Annotated in this window: 13 protein-coding genes; 4 read left to right on the plus strand and 9 right to left on the minus strand. The window is 44.5% G+C overall.

Translation table 11 applies throughout. The features are described 5' to 3' along the window. Window positions 1-62: 62 nt before the first annotated feature. From W293_RS0104180 to W293_RS0104190, 3 genes are all read right to left on the minus strand, one after another. Window positions 63-710, minus strand: coding sequence for a hypothetical protein (locus W293_RS0104180; RefSeq protein ID WP_025650738.1), 648 nt, complete (start codon window positions 708-710; stop codon window positions 63-65). 620 nt (window positions 711-1,330) lie between these two features. Then, window positions 1,331-2,593 (minus strand): 4-aminobutyrate--2-oxoglutarate transaminase, encoded by a 1,263-nt coding sequence (gene gabT / locus W293_RS0104185; RefSeq protein WP_025651252.1) that lies wholly within the window; start codon window positions 2,591-2,593, stop codon window positions 1,331-1,333. Between the two features lie 129 nt (window positions 2,594-2,722). Then, window positions 2,723-4,189, minus strand: a complete 1,467-nt coding sequence (locus W293_RS0104190) for an NAD-dependent succinate-semialdehyde dehydrogenase (protein ID WP_025651253.1) — start codon at window positions 4,187-4,189, stop codon at window positions 2,723-2,725. A 338-nt stretch (window positions 4,190-4,527) separates the two neighbouring features. Between W293_RS0104190 and W293_RS0104195 the strand changes: the two genes are divergently transcribed. Further along, window positions 4,528-5,298 (plus strand): IclR family transcriptional regulator, encoded by a 771-nt coding sequence (locus tag W293_RS0104195; RefSeq protein WP_025651254.1) that lies wholly within the window; start codon window positions 4,528-4,530, stop codon window positions 5,296-5,298. Window positions 5,299-5,338: 40 nt separating this feature from the next. Here W293_RS0104195 and W293_RS0104200 read toward each other — a convergent pair whose 3' ends face one another. Both W293_RS0104200 and W293_RS0104205 read right to left on the minus strand, forming a co-directional pair. After that, on the minus strand, window positions 5,339-6,547 hold the full coding sequence (locus tag W293_RS0104200) for a CaiB/BaiF CoA transferase family protein (RefSeq protein WP_025651255.1): 1,209 nt from the start codon (window positions 6,545-6,547) through the stop codon (window positions 5,339-5,341). A 186-nt stretch (window positions 6,548-6,733) separates the two neighbouring features. Further along, window positions 6,734-7,918, minus strand: a complete 1,185-nt coding sequence (locus W293_RS0104205) for an acyl-CoA dehydrogenase (protein ID WP_025651256.1) — start codon at window positions 7,916-7,918, stop codon at window positions 6,734-6,736. 176 nt (window positions 7,919-8,094) lie between these two features. Between W293_RS0104205 and W293_RS0104210 the strand changes: the two genes are divergently transcribed. Continuing rightward, complete coding sequence (locus W293_RS0104210; protein WP_025651257.1) at window positions 8,095-8,922, plus strand: IclR family transcriptional regulator; 828 nt, start codon at window positions 8,095-8,097, stop codon at window positions 8,920-8,922. Window positions 8,923-8,995: 73 nt separating this feature from the next. Here W293_RS0104210 and W293_RS0104215 read toward each other — a convergent pair whose 3' ends face one another. From W293_RS0104215 to W293_RS0104225, 3 genes are read right to left on the minus strand one after another with little or no spacing between them, the layout of a single operon-like run. Continuing rightward, on the minus strand, window positions 8,996-9,988 hold the full coding sequence (locus W293_RS0104215) for a Hint domain-containing protein (RefSeq protein WP_025651258.1): 993 nt from the start codon (window positions 9,986-9,988) through the stop codon (window positions 8,996-8,998). Window positions 9,989-10,011: 23 nt separating this feature from the next. Beyond that, complete coding sequence (locus tag W293_RS0104220; RefSeq protein WP_025651259.1) at window positions 10,012-10,875, minus strand: hypothetical protein; 864 nt, start codon at window positions 10,873-10,875, stop codon at window positions 10,012-10,014. Window positions 10,876-10,893: 18 nt separating this feature from the next. Further along, a complete protein-coding gene (locus W293_RS0104225; RefSeq protein WP_156915637.1) occupies window positions 10,894-11,094 on the minus strand; it encodes a hypothetical protein in 201 nt (66 codons plus the stop codon). A 266-nt stretch (window positions 11,095-11,360) separates the two neighbouring features. Between W293_RS0104225 and W293_RS0104230 the strand changes: the two genes are divergently transcribed. Beyond that, the gene (locus W293_RS0104230) at window positions 11,361-13,166 is read left to right on the plus strand and encodes an FMN-binding glutamate synthase family protein (RefSeq protein ID WP_025651262.1); all 1,806 of its coding nucleotides are present in this window, start codon (window positions 11,361-11,363) and stop codon (window positions 13,164-13,166) included. A gap of 207 nt (window positions 13,167-13,373) precedes the next feature. Further along, entirely contained in the window at window positions 13,374-14,195 is an 822-nt protein-coding gene (locus tag W293_RS0104235; protein ID WP_025651264.1) for a phosphodiester glycosidase family protein, read from the plus strand. A 121-nt stretch (window positions 14,196-14,316) separates the two neighbouring features. On the opposite strand, the gene W293_RS0104240 is transcribed toward W293_RS0104235, so the two are convergent. Further along, the gene (locus W293_RS0104240; protein ID WP_025651265.1) at window positions 14,317-15,513 is read right to left on the minus strand and encodes a globin domain-containing protein; all 1,197 of its coding nucleotides are present in this window, start codon (window positions 15,511-15,513) and stop codon (window positions 14,317-14,319) included. Window positions 15,514-15,912 lie beyond the last annotated feature (399 nt).

Below are 15,912 nucleotides of genomic sequence, written 5' to 3' on the forward strand. Positions count from 1 at the left end.
GGTGTAATGGACAAAATTCATGCTAAAAAGTAGAAGGTAGTCGCTAATGGACATAATTCATGCTATTTGAGTGACTTCGACCCTAAAAAGTCTTTAATAAACCGTAACTTACGGTACTCATTTAACCCATGATGACTGTGCAATTGTCGCTTTAGCTCACTGAATAACCCTTCAAGAGAATTGGTCGTATTTGGTATATCTAAGTGCTCATATTCTCGATAAGTAAACAGCCAGTTACTATTGGTTCGTAGACTACGATAAGCACTTCTAAGACGCTTGTGCGTGTACCACGTTCTACCAGTATCAGTATTGATGCTACGTTCACTAAGATAGGCTTCATGAGTCAAATACCAGTGATCTAAGCGCTTTATGAACGCTGTCTTATCAAGCTGTATTATGTTTAAAGCGAGCTGTCTAAGCTCAATACTGGCGATGTTCTTAGGGCGACGAGTGAGGTAGCGGGTCACTATTTGTACTTGATGAAACTGGCACATTTGACAAGGTATACCGGTAAATAGCGTACGCAGTCCTCGTCTACCATCGCAGGTAATACTTTGTATATCAACGCCTAACGATGCTAGGTGATCAATCCCTTGCTTATAAGCACTATTAGTTTCATGACTGACTATCGCGTAATAAAGAACGGTTTTAGTGGTGTTATCCATAAAGACCATTAAACCAAACTTGCGACCAAAGTAAGTGGTGTCCATGATGATATTAGCAGTCTTTGGTCGTTTAACCTGATACTCGATACTGACTTTATCTAAGCGTCTTTGAATGGTTTTAAGACTACAGTGGTATTTATCAGCCAGTTGTTGGTAAGTCTGTTTACCTTGGGTATATTCAGTCCAAAGTGTTTGGTTATTGAGTCTGTTGCCACCTAAAAACTGCCGTCTGCAAGCTAGGCATTGATACTGCTGTTTGCCAAGCTTACGTCCATTCTTCTTGGTGTGTTTATCACTACAAAAAGGGCAGTTTTTTGATTCATGGCGTTCATTCCTTGCAAATATAGACAGTATATAGCGTTAGACCCTATGACAGCATGAATAATGTCCATTACACCTAATTATCATATATACCTTTTGATTCAAGCTGTCATATACTACCAGAGCACTTTTAAACCGCTACGGTGTTACCCGCCCTAGATGTACTATCTGCGGTCGGCCGCCTTATAGCGATTTTAAAATTCCTTGACTATACCTGTTTGAGATTCAAATAGTAGAGACAGCAACGGCGTCTTGACTTGCAAGGCGCCGTTGTAAAAAATGTACTCAAAGCGAGTGCCATATGGGCAATCTTGCTGTTCTATCAACTATTGGCTCAATATTTATTAAGCCGTTAGGATACCTTTGATGATATCTAATCCTTCTTGCAGTACTTCATCTTCAACGGTGAGCGGCACCATCACACGAATGGCGTTGCCAAACATGCCGCACGAAGCTAATAGTAGACCTTGCTCGAATGCTTTGGCTTTTAAGTTAGTAGTCGCCTCGACATCAGGCTTGCCGTCACTGTCGATTAATTCAAACGCAAGCATCGCGCCTTTATGGCGAATATGACCGATGCTACTTAGGTTTAAATCCTTTAAGAATGCTTCGATTTTGTCTCCAATCTCAATACTACGCTCAAGCAGGTTCTCTTCTTCGATGACTTCCATCACTGCCAATGCAGCAACACACGCCAATGGGTTACCAGAATAAGTACCGCCCAAACCACCTACTTGCGGCGCATCCATAATATCAGCGCGACCGATAACGGCAGAAATAGGATAACCACCTGCCAAGCTCTTGGCACTGGTCATCAAGTCCGGCTCAACGCCTAACTGCTCACTGGCGAACAACGTACCCGTACGCGCAAAACCACACTGCACTTCATCAAAAATCAGTACGATACCATGCTCATCACAAATCTCGCGTAAGGCTTTGGCAAATGATGGCGTCACTTGATGGAAACCACCCTCGCCTTGTACTGGCTCGATAATCATCGCCGCCACTTCACTTGGATCGATATCCGCTTGAAAGATCATCTCAAGGCTATGCAGGGCCTGCGCCTCTGTGACGTTCAGTTCTTCTGCTGGGAATAACGCATGAAACACAGGGCCTGGCATCGGACCAAAGTTCTTTTTGTACGGCAATACTTTACCCGTCAGACTCATGCACATTAAGGTACGACCATGCCAGCCACCAACGAAAGAGATGACACCCGGACGACCAGTTTTTGCACGAGCAATTTTGATACAGTTTTCAACCGCTTCTGCGCCAGTGGTTAAAAAGAACGCTTTTTTCTCACCGCTGATAGGGGCTTTTTCGCAAAGCTTTTCGGCAAGATCGACATAGCATTCATAGTTAATCATTTGTGCCGCAGTATGGGTAAACTTATCAAGTTGCTCATGGACACGCTGAGTGATTTTCGGATGGCTGTGACCAGTATTGAGTACTGAGATACCGCCGACGAAATCGATATAGCGATTGCCTTCCACATCCCAAACTTCAGAGTTTTTGGCTTTTTCTGCGAAGATAGGAAAGGCAACACCAAGTCCTGTTGGTAAAACGGCTTTGCGGCGCGCAAGTAATGATTGATTGGTGGTCGTCATGGGAATGTCCTTTTCTTTATTTTTAATATGAGCGCCATTGATTAGATGGTCACTCATTTAACAAGCATTAGGTGCTAGGTAAGAGGTGCTTTTAATGAACAGCTTACAGTGCGGCGTTGAAATCAAACATTAGCTGACGTCAGAACACCAGTATTTGGTCACAACATATTCTTCAATGCCGTATTTTGAGCCTTCGCGGCCAAAGCCTGATTGCTTAACACCGCCAAATGGTGCGACTTCGGTAGAAATAAGACCGGTATTATGACCGATAATGCCGTACTCTAAACCTTCGGTGACGCGCCATGAGCGTGCATAACTGCCACTATAGAAGTAAGCGGCCAAACCATAAATGGTGTCGTTGGCTTGACGGATAGCTTCTGCTTCATCGTCAAAAACGAATATCGTCGCGATAGGACCAAAAATCTCTTCAGCAGCGATATCCATGTCGGTACTGATATTGGTAATGACGGTTGGGTTAAAGCTAAGCGGAGAAGCGTCATTTTTGTCACCACCTGTGACCAAGTGCGCGCCTTTATCCAAGGCATCTTTTAATAACGCTTGTACTTTTTCTAAGCCCTTTTCATTGATCAAAGGACCAATATTAACGCCCTCATCCATGCCATTACCGACGTTAAGTGCTTCAACTTTTTTCACAAAAATATCGAGGAATTTATCTTTGATACTGGCTTGTACGTAGACACGGTTGGCACATACGCACGTTTGACCAGCGTTGCGGAATTTGGAGGCAATTAAACCATCAGCAGCTTTTTCGAGATCGGCATCATCAAAGACGATAAAGGGCGCATTGCCACCCAATTCTAGAGACAATTTTTTGATGGTTGGTGCGCACTGTGCCATCAAGGTACGACCGACTTCAGTAGAACCGGTGAACGATAGCTTTTGAATACGGGCATCACCCGTTAAGATTTCACCGATGACCGATGATTTGCCCGTCACTACTTGAATGACGCCTGCTGGGATACCAGCTTGCTCAGCTAATACACCAAGGGCTAAGGCCGAAAACGGGGTTTCGGTGGCAGGTTTGATGATGATGCTACAGCCAGAAGCCAAAGCAGGAGCCGCTTTACGGGTAATCATTGCCGCAGGGAAGTTCCAAGGCGTAATTGCTGCACAGACACCGACCGGTTGCTTTAAAACAACGTGGCGCAGTTGTGATTGATTGGCGGGGATGACATCGCCGTAGACGCGCTTACCTTCTTCGGCAAACCAGCGAATAAAGCTGTTGGCATAACCAATCTCACCACGTGATTCCGTCAATGGTTTACCTTGTTCGGCAGTCATAAGAATCGCGAGATCTTCTTTGTTTTCATCAATAAGATCGGCCCACTTTTGCAGTAGCTCGGCACGTTCTTTGGCCGTTTTTTCCGCCCATGATACTTGCGCTTCATGAGAGTAAGCGACCGCTTCATCGACGTCTTGTTTGGTTAAGCTTGGCACCGTACCGATGACTTCGCCATTAAAAGGATTGGTCACATCGATAGTCGCGCCGTCACTGGCATCTTGCCAGCCGTCTTTAATGAAGCACTGCTGTTTTAGTAGCTCTGAATTCGATAGGGTTAGCGTATTTTTTGGCATCGTAACACTCCATGTTGGTCGTGATTTGCGCATTTATTATGGGCAAGCTATTTAACAATTTGATAATGTGGCCATTTAAAGTGAAAACTCAAAACTATGCCATTTTAAAAGTACGGCAACACCATTCATTGTTAGTAAGCTCATTATAAGAGACTAAAAATTAAAACGATCAGTCAGTAATAATTATTGCTCATCTGTATTTTGTTCAATATACTGAAAATTAATTCTATATATGAGACGTCATTATAAGAATGATGCGTCACTATTTGCAACCTTTATTCAGATTATTTTGAGTATTCTCTTAACTATTTTTGTTTTTACTTTTTTATAGGCGACTTATGAGCACAACGGCCGTTCCAGCATTGGACAAAACCTTTCAGATTTTAGATTTGATTACAGCAAGTCAACAGCCCTTGACTGCCGCTTATATCGCCAAGCAATTAAAGCTGCCGCGTAGTTCAACCCATAACATTTTGCAAAGCTTGCTGGCCAAGCATGTCATCTATAAAGATAGCGACAGCCGCTTTCATTTAGGCTCCTATCTGATGTATTGGGCCGGCAAGTATGAGCAGCAGCAAGGCGTCATCCAGCTATTTAAAGACCTCATCGTGCAGTATCCTATACTCATGCAGCATACCGTTACCTTATCCAAACTTGACTTGGGCGAAGTAGTATTTTTGGCCTGTCATGAAGCGCCTGCCCCGCTCGGCTTTACCTTCCGTGCTGGTGTGCGCGTGCCAGCGGTATTTTCAGCGACTGGCAAAGCGATGTTGTCTACGCTCTCCATCCAAACCATCGAATCCTTGTACGAAGGTATCTTCCCTGAACCACTGACGCCAAACGGTGTCGATAACTTTGCGGACTTATCTACTGAGATGGCCGCCATTCATGACAGTCGTATCTCACTCGATGACGGGCAATTACGCGAAGGTATGTACTGCTTGGGTACTTATATTCGCAATGCGTCAGGCAATGCCGTTGCAGGTATGGCGGTTAGTTTTTTGCAGGCAGAGTACGAGTCTAAGTATGCTGAGGTCAGTGCTGTGCTGATTGAATTGGCACAGCAAATTGAGCAGCGTTTGGGTTTTAAGGAGGAGCATTTGGCTTAGCTGTTTAATAAACGTCTCAAACAGTCAAATGAGCCATTAACTAAACAATCCCATCCGCTTTAAGCTTGGCAATCATCTCGCTGTCGTAACCCAAATCAGCAAGCGTGCTATCGGTATGCTCGCTCAATTGCGGTGGCGGCGTACGATAGCTGACAGGTGATGCAGAAAGCTTAATGGGATTACCCAGTGCTCTAACAGGACTACCCTGCTCACTAAAATCAACAATCATCTCGCGTGCCAATGCTTGCGGCATGGCTAAAGCTTCGGCCACGTTATGAATAGCACCGCACGGAATGCCTGCTTGATCCAATACCTCTAACCAATAGTTGCGTGGTTGCTCGCCGAACTTTTTGGCCAGCTCATTACATAGCAGCTCACGATTGGCAACGCGTTTCGGATTGGTCTTAAAGCGGCTGTCGCTATGCCAATCAATACCCAATACGTCACAAAGCTTGGCAAACTGGCTGTCATTACCACATGCTAAGATAAAGTGCGCCTCCCCCTCACCAGCAAACACTTGATAAGGCACGATATTGGGATGCTGATTACCCAGTCTTGGCGGTACATCACCTGAGGCTAAATGATTCATACCGACGTTCGCTAACATCGCCAGTGCACTGTCAAGCAATGCTACATCGACATGTTGTCCAAATCCAGTATGCTGACGTGCCAGCAGTGCCGCTTGAATGCCAATGGTCAGCTGCAAGCCTGCAAACAAATCAACGACGGCCACACCAACCTTGTGCGGTTCGCCGTCGCTTGGCCCAGTAATACTCATTAGTCCTGATAGCCCTTGAATAATATAGTCGTAACCGGGGCGCTTGGCGTCGGGACCTGTCTGACCAAACCCCGTCAATGACGCATAAATCAGACGTGGATTGGCTTGTTTTAAACTGTCGTAATCTAAGCCGTATTTCTTTAAACCACCCACCTTAAAGTTCTCAACGACAATATCGCTATCAGCAATGAGCTGTTTGATAATGGCTTGTCCTGCCGGTTTAGTAATATCGACGGTAAGCGATTTTTTATTGCGGTTAATAGTGGCGTAATAAGCGGAAGTGTCATCGCTGAATTTTGGCGGGGCCCAATGACGCGTTTCATCGCCGATATGTGGACGCTCAACTTTTATGACTTCTGCGCCCAGATCAGCAAGTACTTGTGTGCAAGAAGGGCCCGCCAATACTCTCGATAAATCCAGTACCTTGATACCATGCAACGCGCCCTCTGGCCTATTAGCCCTATCAGTCATAATCATCCCTTATTTTGTAGCGTATTCTTTGATTTTTTGATCATAAAACTGTTCTGCATCATTTAGCCGCTTAACGGTTAAATCATGAAGAACAACTGAAAAACGTACGCTACTGTCTATAACTGCTTCGTAAAAAGCAAAACAATAACGTACGTCACAAAATACAGTTGTATCAACTAAAAACGCTTAAAAGAACGCTTGAATACCCGTCTGTGCACGACCTAAGATGAGCGCATGAATATCATGCGTCCCTTCATAAGTGTTGACCGCCTCTAGGTTCATGACGTGACGGATGATGTGATACTCATCAGAGATACCGTTACCGCCATGCATATCACGAGCGATACGCGCGACATCCAGCGCTTTACCACAATTATTACGCTTAATCAGCGAAATCATCTCAGGCGCTGCATTGTCTTCATCCATCAGACGCCCAACACGTAGCGCTGCCTGTAGACCCAACGTGATTTCAGTTTGCATATTGGCAAGCTTCAACTGCACGAGCTGCGTCGCGGCTAGCGGACGACCAAACTGCTTGCGATCTAGCGTGTATTGACGAGCCGCTTTCCAGCAAAACTCAGCCGCGCCCATTGAGCCCCAAGCGATACCGTAACGGGCTTTATTTAAGCAACCAAACGGCCCTTTTAGACCACGGATATCTGGGAAGGCATTGGCTTCGGGAACGAACACTTTGTCCATGACAATCTCGCCAGTGACTGAGGCACGCAGTGAGAACTTCCCTTCAATCTTCGGCGCTGATAAGCCTTTCATGCCTTTATCTAAGATAAAACCACGAATATCACCAGCGTCATCTTTTGCCCACACCACAAACACATCCGCGATAGGACTGTTGGTAATCCACATCTTATTACCCGTCAGCTCATAACCGCCATCCACTGCACGCGCACGAGTCGACATCGATGAAGGATCAGAGCCGGAATCCGGTTCAGTCAGACCAAAGCAGCCGACATATTCGCCAGTGGCAAGCTTTGGCAAGTATCGCTCTCTTTGCTCTTCGGTGCCGTACGCCCAAATAGGATGCATGACCAAGCTTGACTGTACACTCATCGCTGAACGATAGCCCGAGTCAACCGCTTCAATTTCTTTGGCAATCAAGCCGTAAGCGACACTAGACAAACCGGCACAGCCATAACCTTCAATCGTCACCCCAAGTAAGCCCATCTCACCCATTTGGCGCATGATATTACGATCAAAGTTCTCGTTGCGATTGGCCTCTAAAATACCAGGCATTAGCTCTTTTTGAAAAAACTGACGAGCACTTTCAGTGACCATGCGCTCTTCGTCAGTCAGCTGATCGCGTAATAAAAAAGGATCTTCCCAATCAAAACGTGGGCTAGTAGATGTTGCCATGTGGAGCTCCTTGGTGTCAGTCATCCTGACCGACGAGTAGTGAATGAGATATGAACTAACTTAGTAAGATATTGACTTCTTAATTCCGCTGTGCGAAACTTAGTTTCATAATATAAAACTATTTAAGCAAAATTTAGCCGCGTTGTAAACCCTTTATCAACACAGACGATTATAAAATGACAAAAAATGTATCAACAGCTCTGCCATTATTAGACCGAATCACTACTGTCATTGGTCAAAGCAAGGAAGATAATGACCGACAGTTTGTCACTGCGCTGGGACGTGGACTGACTTTATTAGCAGCCTTTGAAGACTGTGAGCAGCTCAGTCATCAACAATTATGCCAGATGACACAATTACCAAAAGCAACCGTTACACGCCTAATTTATACGTTAACCACGCTTGGATTTTTACGTCTTACCGAGCACGGACAGTATCAATTGGGCAGTAGCACGGTGCGACTCAGCGCCACTGCGTGGAGTCGCCACGATATGGTCGCAGCCGCTGAGCCACTGCTAAGGCAGTTTGCGAGTAGCAATGAAGTATCTGTAAATTTGGCAACCGAAGTCGAGGGAGAAATGCGCTATCACGCCTGCTGCCGTAGTCCTGCTCGCCTATCAGTCAACTTACAGGTTGGCTCCGCCGTACCTGTGGCACGCACTGCCATTGGACGTGCCTTTTATGCGGCAAGCTCGCAAGCGAGACAGGCTGTCGTTATTAGTAATCTCCAAGAGAATTTACCTGTTGAAGAATATAACGATGCGCAAACCGCCCTAGCCAGCGCGGCAGAGCATTATGAAAAGTATGGCTATACCGTCTCTGATGGTGAGTTTTCTACCGATATATTGGCCGTCGCCGTTGGCGTATTTGATGTGGCCACTGGACAGCATGCCTATTCGCTTAATGCCAGTGTGCCAAGCGCTAATTGGGAAGCGGACGATTATGCGGAAATGATAGTGCCGAAATTGCAAACGTTGGCGGAGCGGATTGGTGGTGGGGTTTAAAACAGTAATATGGTGAAGATATAAGCCTTCCAGCCAGTCATAATTTTTCTATTGATATAAACTAAAGAGCTGGTTAATTGGCTGGCTCTTTATCGTCCAGTACCCACACCGCATCATGCCCGACAAAATACGTATGATGGTTCGCAACTTCTATGTTATAGACATGGTCTTCATAAGGATTGGGGCAGACATCGTTATAGCGTCGCATCTGCTCGTGAATACTATCTTCTGATAATCCTGTTGCATCACCATATTTATCAATAGTATATAGCGCTATTTCATGAGACTTTTTATTGGTAATCTTATTTTCTCTTACTATCCTACCTTCATACATTAACGGAGCGTTTACAAACTCAATATAACGCTCTAAAGAATGAGCGGACGGAGTCATATCTTGAACTAAGCGGACATTCAATGTTTTATAAAGATCAGAGTCTATAATAAAGGGTGCCTTTTCATTGATGAGCAACTTGGCATCAGAAGTTTGCAGATTGACAGTTTTGATTTCTTCTCTGAACGCTTCTTCTGTATCCGCTAAACTGACATACTGATAGCCATTATCCGTAAATTTCACAAACTGAACCAGACCGTTTGTCTTCCATAAGTCATGTTCCTCAATACTTTGAGTATACGCTGTACCTTCAGGGAAGTTCGGTAAGGTGCGTACAGGGATAAACGAGTAATCATCAAGTGCAATCGTATCACCATGAGCAGACGTTAGATATCCAGCTGGTAAACGCTCCGCCGACAACCATTCACCTTCCTTATCTTCAGGCTGGCGAGTTACCCAGAATGGGTGATTGCTGGTACAAAAGATATAATTGCTACCCTTTTCTCCTCGCGCATCAGCGGTCTCATTAAAATACTCAACTTTAAAGATACTTTTCTTATTGGGTGATTTAAAGGTGCTGAGTACGGGTTTGTAATCTATATCACCACTACCATCTTCAGACTTAGAGAGTACAGGCTTTGATAAAATTAAGTCACCTACTTTGATATCTTGAATCGGCACTAATCCTTTATCTGTATGAACGAGCGTTCCTGCAACAAATCCTTTGTTATTCATTAGCTTTCCTTTTACTGTTTTTATTATTTATGGGACTGGTTGACCACATTGGTGTTATGCACCCATAGTCCTGCTCGACCAATGAAGTAGGTATGATTGTCTGCCACCTCAAAGTTATAGACGGTTGCGTTATAAGGGATAGGCGCGCCTTGATTATCCTTTAAGTGGTTCGTTATCAGTATTTTACCTTTTTCGTCTTTGATACCAATGTCGAGATAACCGTGTTGCTGGTAATAGCTGACGTCTTTAACATAGCCCGTACCCTTATATTCTGCCTCACTGTAGTCGAGCATATGCGCTTCGGCATCTTGCACATAATCATCGTAGTAACCCTCATGATAGTGCTCTTGATACCAGTAATGATTTGGATTGAATTCTAAATTATCATTAGCGACTTGATAGGTAGGTTGCACACGCTCAACGGTATACATCACGCCATCGGTATTCACAGCAATTTCATACTGCTGTAGTTCGTCCACACGTTTAAAGTGAGGCTGATCATAGAAATCAATATCTTCCTGTGGGTTTTCCATGGCACCAACGACCCAAACAGGGTGATTGGGCGTCGCTAGAAAATGACTAATGGGACTAGCTGCTTGAATTTTTTCATCGACAAGCAGATAGTTGTGAATATCAAAATTTTCATCATCTGGTTTTAATCTATAAGGCGAAGTATTATTTTTCTCTAAACGCACGATCCACATCTCTTTGTCTTTATGCACAAAGGTCTTGAGCACTGGCTTATACTCTATGTCACCGCTACCATCTTCAGGCTTGGAGAGTACAGGCTTTGATAAAACTAAGTCGCCCACTTTGATATCTTGAATTGGCACTAAACCTTTGTCTGTAAGAATCAAAGTCCCTGCCACAAATCCTGTGTTGTTCATGTCTTATCCTTTTTAATATTATCGTTTTAACCCATCAAACCTCAGCCCAAACTTTAGCAGATACTTACGCAGTCGGTCGCTGTCGTTATTGCTTTTCAGCTGAGTTCTGGAGTTGGCGTACAGATAGCGCCCAGCCGCCGCTTGGTTTCTATGGTTGATACAAACCTCAATCACATATGCCAATTGCACCGCATCAAATGGATCAATAGTTGTCAGCATGTCTTCATCTAGATATTTTATTAAAATATTATGGCTACCCTGCTCGATGGTTTTGCTGTTTAAAGTAACATATGGGCTATTTTTAATCACTTTATTGCATATACTGTCATTACTTATTTGTGCAATCGAACTAATGCCGCTCCTAATGAAAGTGATTTTGGCAAGCTGTTACCCATTGATACCGACGTAATGACCTCATGCGTGTATGATGTACGCGACAAATGTAAGCATCTTATCTATATCAATCATTACTATTGAGCCTCGCTATGCCTGAATCTCGTACCAATCTAAACCCTGAACCAAAAACCAGCTCGCCGTACTTTATCGGATTATTACTTCGCTATAGCACGTTTGGCGCGGCGATTTTAATTCTATTAGCGGGCTTATTATTGGTAAGTTGGTGGCTGATTGTGATCGGTGGTTTGGCTGTGGCACTTGGTATCTATGATTTGATTCAGTCCAAGCACGCTATCTTGAGCAACTACCCTGTCGCTGGACATATTCGCTATGTATTAGAGGATTTTCGCCCTGAGATTCGCCAGTACTTGCTTGAGGACGATAAAGAACAAGTACCGTTCTCACGTCAGCAGCGCGCACTAGTCTATCAACGTGCTAAGAACGTCAGTGACACCAATGCCTTTGGTACGCTAGATAATTTATATACTCATGGTAAAGAATGGTTTTTGCAATCCACCATCAGTGCACCACTAGAGAACAAAGACTTTCGTATTATGGTAGGCGGTGAGCGTTGTCAGCAGCCACACGATATGTCGGTATTCAATATCTCTGCGATGAGCTTTGGCAGTCTGTCAGCCAACGCCATCATGGCACTCAATCAAGGTGCAAAGATTGGCGGCTTCACTCACGATACCGGTGAGGGCGCGATTAGCCCGTATCACCGCAAGTTCGGTGGCGATTTGATTTGGGAATTGGGTACGGGGTATTTTGGTTGCCGTGATGACAACGGCAATTTTGATCCACAGTCTTTCGCCGAAAAAGCGGTCGATCCACAAGTTAAAATGATTGAGATTAAGCTCTCTCAAGGTGCAAAACCTGGTAAAGGTGGCGTGCTACCTGCTGAGAAGATCACTCAAGAGATTGCTGATACCCGTCAAGTTCCTCTGGGGCAGGATTGCGTGTCGCCATCTTCGCATACGGCCTTTAGTACGCCACGCGAAATGGTGGCTTTTTGGCAGCAGCTACGTGACTTATCAGGCGGCAAGCCCGTTGGTTTTAAGTTATGTGTGGGTCAACCGTGGCAGTTTATGGCCATTGTCAAAGCCATGATAGAAACGGATAACTATCCTGACTTTATTGTTATCGATGGCGCTGAAGGCGGTACGGGCGCAGCACCGGTTGAATTTATGGATAACGTCGGCATGCCGATGGTTGAAGGGTTTTTATTGGTACACAACACCTTGGTTGGTGCAGGCATCCGCGACAAGATTAAGCTTGGCGTCAGCGGCAAGATCGTATCCGGCTTTGATATTGCGCGTATGATTGCTTTGGGCGCAGACTGGTGCAACTCAGCGCGTGGCTTTATGTTTGCCGTTGGCTGTATCCAGTCACGCTCATGTCACACCAATACCTGCCCGACTGGTGTGGCTACTCAAGACCCGTATCGTCAAAAAGCACTGGATGTCCCCAGCAAAGCCGAGCGCGTCGCAAGCTTCCACAAGAACACCCTCAAATCTCTCGCCAGTATCGTGGGAGCGGTGGGACTTGAACACCCAAGTCAGTTGCAGCCTTATCATATCGCTCGCCGCTTAGACGACGGCCAAATCAAATTATTATCCAAGTTCTTTTACTTTACCGATAGAGGCGCTTTACTTGATCATAGTGCCCGCGCAGACGTTTTCAACCAGATGTGGGTTATGGCAAACCCCGATAGCTTCTTAGCCAATAACGATGCGTTGATTGCTTATAACAAGGACTCGCGTGATAAAGGCAAAGAAACCAGCGCACCCACAGAAGCAAGCCTGGGTAGTCCTGAGTATAATGAAATTAATGGTGGTCGGCTGATTGGTAATGTCAATAATACCTTTCGCGACTTCCCGCCTGCTAGCAAATAATAAGCTAATAGCCATACAAGCCTATAAATTATAGACCCAATTATATCGTTAAAATCTTCTAAAAACGCGATGCTATTGCTGATATCAGTTTTTTGTAGCCTCTGTCTGCGCAGGCACAGCAAGCAAGAAAAGTTGATATCAGTTGTACATGATATATCGATATTACTTTTCACTGACTATAGTCCTAATATAAAAGACACCTCATTGATGCCAAGTTTCGGTTTTGCTTTACCCCACTCCCTACTGGCGGCAGCGCTTATGGCCTTGAGCGTTAGTGCCTGCCAGCCGATAGGTGCTGATGCATCTGACAATGATACAGAAAACTGGTCATGCGAAACACAAAACTCGCCGTTTTCTTATAGCATCTGCCGTATCGATACCAATGCATTAAATAGCGAGCGCTACTCTTTACAGCTGTTTTGGCAATCGTCTGCAAGCGAGCAACCTTTGCTAACCTTTGACAATGTAATAGCGACCTTGCCAGACAATCAAACGCTTAGTTTTGCCATGAATGCAGGCATGTATAACGAAAATTATGCACCGATTGGCTATACTGTCATCGATGGTAAAGAGATTCGTGCGTTAAATACCAAAGAAGGAGGCGGCAATTTTCATTTATTGCCCAATGGTGTGCTGTGGTGGGATAAGTCTGGCAAGGTAAAAATCACTGAAAGCAATGCTTTAAATGAGCAGCTTGAGAGCGGCAAAGCGCAGCCTTGGTATGCCACCCAATCGGGTCCGATGTTGGTTATCAATAACGAGATACATCCGCAGTTCAACTCTGATAGCACCTCACTCAAGCTACGCAATGGTGCCGGTGTTTGCAGCGATGGTAGCATCCAATTCGTCAATAGCGATGAGCCTGTGACGTTTTATCAATTTGCTGCGCTGTTTAAAGATGACTTAAACTGTGCAAATGCGCTATTTTTAGATGGCGGGATTGCATCGGCATTATATGCACCCAGCATCGCTACACATGATAAAAAAGAGATGGGTGTGATGATTGGCTTGGTTGAAAATAAAAATTAATATACCTTTTATACCTCTGCCTTCCTAAGCAGTTACTAACCATTTATTGTTTGAAATTAAAAAAGCACTTGAGACGATTTTGTCATCCAAGTGCTTTTTCTTTATCAACAATAGCTAAAAACTAGCCGCCCAGACTCATTTTAGGACCAAAGGGCTCATAATGGACGCTATCAACGCCATGATCTAATGTCATCAAGCCATCAATCATACTTTCCATAAATGGCATCGAGCCACAGACATAAATATCAGCAGGCTCAGGCAAGGTAGCAAGCCATGCCTCATCTAATAGTTGCCCAGACTCGAAGTAAAAAATATGCTTTTCTACGTGGTCGGCCTTATCTAACAGCGCATTCACTTCAGGATTAAAAGCGTGATGCGCTTCATTTTGGCAAGCATAAACCCAGATAATATGTCGTTTCGGATTGGTCAATACTTGCGCTTCTAACATGGATAATACAGGGGTCACGCCAACACCAGCACTCATCAATATCAATGGAATCTCATTTTGCTCAACCAGCTCTTGGTTGAGCGCAAAGTCGCCCGCCGGTGCCGACAATAGAACGGTATCACCCACTTCTAAATCATCATGTAGATAGTTAGAAACCAAACCGTGATGCTCATTACGGTTGTCGCGTCTCACAGCGAACTGGACGCCTGTATCGGTACTGGCAGAGTACAAAGAATAATGACGCAGGGCAACATGGTCGCTGGCCTTTGGATCTGTTTTGACCGTGATATATTGACCAGCGGTTAGATTTAATTTACTCAGGTCAATACTTTGTGTACTTTCTGAATGCTCGTTCACTGGCACAACCGTAAAGGCGGCGATATCCGTGGCAGCCGCTACCTTTTCAGTCACTTTAAAAGGTGAAAAACCCTGCCACATCGCCTCTTCATACATACCATGTTCAATCTGGATAAATACCGAAGCAATCTCATCATAAGCTTCCGTCCAAGCCGTAATGATATCATCATTGGCAGCCTCGCCTAGCACTTCTTTAATGGCACCGATTAAGTGCTTACCAACGATGGGATAATGCTCGGGCAAGATTTGTAACGCGCGATGCTTGTGACTGATTTGGGTGACCTGTGGCAATAACGTCGCCAATTTATCTAAGTGCTTAGCAGCGGCTAACACTGTCGTCGCCAGAGCCGTCTGTTGACGGCCCAATTTTTGATTGGTTTCGTTAAATATGTCCAACAGCTCGGGATGCTCTTCAAACATGTTTTTATAAAATACCGTGGTAATTGCCGTTCCATGCTCTTCAAGGACGGGTACGGTTGCTTTTACGATTTCTAACGTTTTTGGTGAAGCCATAATATCTCTCTTAGTGATGTATAACATTGCTTGGGTAAGGTTAAAGTTAAGTTGTCAGCGGTGATTAGAATTGCCTAAATCAATCAAACATTTTGGCAATTCTAATTGAAGGGCTGACATAAATCTTTATAAGATATATTTAAAATGAATCTTATCATATTTGTCTACGCATACCAATACTGAATCAGTATTTTCAGTTATTTTTAGCGTGATTGGCTTTTAGAGTGACAAGTTTTTAAAGTAACAGGCTTTTAGAATAAGTATCTCTGATTACTACTCTGGTAAAAACCAACAAAGCTGCAAACGGACGCTTATTTTGTGCCAAAAAAAGCAGCCATTATGAGCTTATAATGGCTGCTTGATTAGAGTCTGTTATACATGCAAATATAATACTGTTGG

Origin of the sequence: Psychrobacter sp. TB67 (assembly GCF_000511065.1) — a bacterium.
GTDB classification, from domain to species: domain Bacteria; phylum Pseudomonadota; class Gammaproteobacteria; order Pseudomonadales; family Moraxellaceae; genus Psychrobacter; species Psychrobacter okhotskensis.

Bases quoted from the DNA above. Each gene is read 5' to 3' on its own strand.
- W293_RS0104215 (WP_025651258.1), bottom strand. From the start codon at position 9,988: ATGAATAACAAAGGATTTGTTGCAGGAACGCTCGTTCATACAGATAAA.
- W293_RS0104235 (WP_025651264.1), top strand. From the start codon at position 13,374: ATGCCAAGTTTCGGTTTTGCTTTACCCCACTCCCTACTGGCGGCAGCG.
- gabT (WP_025651252.1), bottom strand. From the start codon at position 2,593: ATGACGACCACCAATCAATCATTACTTGCGCGCCGCAAAGCCGTTTTA.
- W293_RS0104210 (WP_025651257.1), top strand. From the start codon at position 8,095: ATGACAAAAAATGTATCAACAGCTCTGCCATTATTAGACCGAATCACT.
- W293_RS0104180 (WP_025650738.1), bottom strand. From the start codon at position 710: ATGGACACCACTTACTTTGGTCGCAAGTTTGGTTTAATGGTCTTTATG.
- W293_RS0104225 (WP_156915637.1), bottom strand. From the start codon at position 11,094: ATGCTGACAACTATTGATCCATTTGATGCGGTGCAATTGGCATATGTG.
- W293_RS0104200 (WP_025651255.1), bottom strand. From the start codon at position 6,547: ATGACTGATAGGGCTAATAGGCCAGAGGGCGCGTTGCATGGTATCAAG.
- W293_RS0104205 (WP_025651256.1), bottom strand. From the start codon at position 7,918: ATGGCAACATCTACTAGCCCACGTTTTGATTGGGAAGATCCTTTTTTA.
- W293_RS0104195 (WP_025651254.1), top strand. From the start codon at position 4,528: ATGAGCACAACGGCCGTTCCAGCATTGGACAAAACCTTTCAGATTTTA.
- W293_RS0104190 (WP_025651253.1), bottom strand. From the start codon at position 4,189: ATGCCAAAAAATACGCTAACCCTATCGAATTCAGAGCTACTAAAACAG.
- W293_RS0104230 (WP_025651262.1), top strand. From the start codon at position 11,361: ATGCCTGAATCTCGTACCAATCTAAACCCTGAACCAAAAACCAGCTCG.
- W293_RS0104240 (WP_025651265.1), bottom strand. From the start codon at position 15,513: ATGGCTTCACCAAAAACGTTAGAAATCGTAAAAGCAACCGTACCCGTC.
- W293_RS0104220 (WP_025651259.1), bottom strand. From the start codon at position 10,875: ATGAACAACACAGGATTTGTGGCAGGGACTTTGATTCTTACAGACAAA.